This window comes from Thiolapillus sp., assembly GCF_048562965.1.
GTDB lineage: Bacteria > Pseudomonadota > Gammaproteobacteria > Chromatiales > Chromatiaceae > Thiolapillus > Thiolapillus brandeum_A.
Map to the genome: position 1 here is coordinate 1 of NZ_JBHNMF010000452.1, position 2,684 is coordinate 2,684.

Sequence of the window (2,684 nt, forward strand, 5' to 3'; positions counted from 1 at the left end):
CCTTGCTATGTCAACTATTTTTTGAGATTTTTAGTGGTTTTTCTCCTCTGAAACTCTAAACTCTAGTAATACTACTACATACTACAAGTATTACAATGTTACAGCTCGGCCACCAGGTTGCCCGCTTCTTCGTTTGAAACCAGCTTTCTGTATGACCTTTACAGCGGCTTTTGTGTGCGGGGTATGCTAACCTATTATCCCTGCTCTATTTCGTCGCTTCTGCGACTTCTCTGGGGCTCCTGTGGTTAATCGTGGGCGCTGCGTATTCCACCCCAACGTGACCTGCGATTCCAAACGAACGTGACCGATTCCAGGGTTTTCCTTGGAATCTGCGGTCACGATGATGGAAACCGTGGTCACGATCCGTGTAATCTCACCCAACGCACTGGAATTCTTTCACTTTATCCGGCATACCCCTCGTTTTTTGCCTGCAGGAGATGAGCCATGCCGACCGCGAGGATTCCAATGAAGAAAATCATCGAAATACTCCGCCTCAAGTATGAGGCCCAGCTGAGCCACGACAAGATCGCCCGGGCTTGCCAGTTATCCAAGGGTGCGGTCTACAAGTATGTACACCTGGCCAAGGCCAAGGGCATCACCTGGCCTTTGGCCGACGATGTGGATGAGGCCGCGCTGGAGGCCCTGTTGTTCCCGGCGCAGGAGAAACCCCAGCGTTACGTTCCGCCCGATTGCTTCCAGATCCACCAGGAGCTCAAGCGCAAAGGGATGACCCTGCAGTTGCTGTGGGCCGAGTATGTCGCTCGCTACGAGACGCAGGCTTATCGTTACAGTCGCTTCTGCGCACTGTACCGCCAGTGGCGGGATAAGCAGAAGCGTAGCATGCGCCAGTTGCACAAGGCCGCGGCGAGAAGGCGTTCATCGACTACTGTGGCCCCACTGTCGAGGTGATCGATCGCCATAGCGGTGAGATTCGTCATGCCCAGGTCTTTGTCGGGGTGCTCGGCGCCTCCAGCTACACGTTTGCCGAGGCGACCTGGACCCAGTCACTGCCCGACTGGATCGGCTCCCATCAGCGCATGCTGCGCTTCTTCGGTGGCGTGCCGGAGCTGCTGGTGCCGGACAACCTCAAGGCCGCGGTCACCCAGGCCTGCCGCTATGCACCGAAGATCAATACCACCTATACCGAGCTGGCCACGCACTATGGTACCGCCGTACTGCCGGCCCGGCCCTACAAACCCAAAGACAAGGCCAAAGCAGAGGTGGCAGTACAGGTGGTCGAGCGCTGGATCCTGGCCCGGTTGCGGCACAGAACCTTCTTCTCCCTGGCCGAGCTCAACGCGGCCATTGCCGAACTGCTGCCCCAGCTGAACCAGCGGCCTTTCCAGGGCCGCCGCGAGAGCCGCCGCGAGAGCCGCCAGGACCTGTACGAGACCCTGGATCGACCGGCCCTCAAGCCATTGCCCCAGGACGACTACGAATATGCCGAATGGCGCCATGCCAAACCCGGTATCGACTACCACGTGGCGGTGGACAAGCGCTTCTACAGTGTCCCCCATGCCCTGGTGGGAAAACCCCTGGAGCTGCGCATCACCGCCGCCACCGTCGAGGTGATGCACAAGGGCAAGCGGGTGGCGTCCCATCCCCGGCACGGCTCGGGACGCTTCTCCACACTGACCGCACACATGCCCAAGTCCCACCGGGCGCACCGGGAGTGGTCCCCGGGCCGCTTCCTGAACTGGGCTGCCGACATCGGCCCCTGTACCGCCCAGGTTGTCAAGCAGCAACTTGAGAATCGGCCTCATCCTGAGCACGGCTACCGCGCCTGCCTGGGGCTGCTCAACCTGGCTAAACGCTATGACCGAACTCGCCTGGAGGCAGCCTGTGAGCGGACCCTGATGATCCGTTCAGCCCGCTATCACAGCATCGCTTCCATCCTCAAGCAAGGCCTGGATCAGCTACCGCCCGGGGAGGAGGTTGACACCCAGGAAGAACTGCCCCTGCACGGCAACGTGCGTGGCGCCGATTACTACCACTGAGGAGGACAAGAGCATGCTGAATCAACAAACCACCGAACAACTGCGCGCCCTCAAGCTCACCGGCATGCTCGAAGCTTGGGAGCTGCAACGCGAGCAGCCCCAGACCCATGACTTGAGCTTCGACGAGCGTCTGGCGCTGCTGGTGGAACGCGAAGTCCTGCATCGGGAGAACCGTCGGCTCACACGTCTGCTCAAGGCTGCCAAACTTCGGGTCAATGCCTGTGTCGAGGACATCGACTACCGCCATCCCCGGGGCCTGGAAAAAACCCGCATGGCGGCGCTGGCCAGCTGTGACTGGATCCGCCAGTCACTGAACCTGTGTATCACCGGACCCACCGGCTGTGGCAAGACCTGGCTGGCCTGCGCCCTGGGCAACCAGGCCTGCCGCCAGGGGCTGTCGGTACGCTATCTGCGTCTGTCCACCCTGTTTGAGCAATTACGCATCGCCCATGGAGATGGCTCCTATCCCCGGTTGATGAACCAGCTGCTCAAGATGGATCTGCTGATCCTCGACGACTGGCGCATCCAGAAAATCACAGCGGTCCAGCGGCAGGATCTGATGGAGGTGATCGAAGACCGGCATGGCCGGCGTTCCACTTTGATCGCCAGCCAGCTGCCCACGGAGCACTGGCACGACTACATCGGCGAGGCAACCCTGGCAGATGCCATTCTCGACCGGCTGCTGCA

Annotated in this window: 1 protein-coding gene and 1 pseudogene; both read left to right on the forward strand. The window is 60.1% G+C overall.

Going from position 1 to position 2,684, the window contains the following annotated elements:
- Positions 1-444: 444 nt before the first annotated feature.
- Positions 445-1,997, forward strand: a pseudogene (gene istA / locus ACOCD2_RS16225) (IS21 family transposase).
- A gap of 13 nt (positions 1,998-2,010) precedes the next feature.
- Positions 2,011-2,684: IS21-like element helper ATPase IstB (gene istB, locus ACOCD2_RS16230; protein ID WP_293652907.1), on the forward strand; the 674-nt coding region annotated here is incomplete at its 3' end.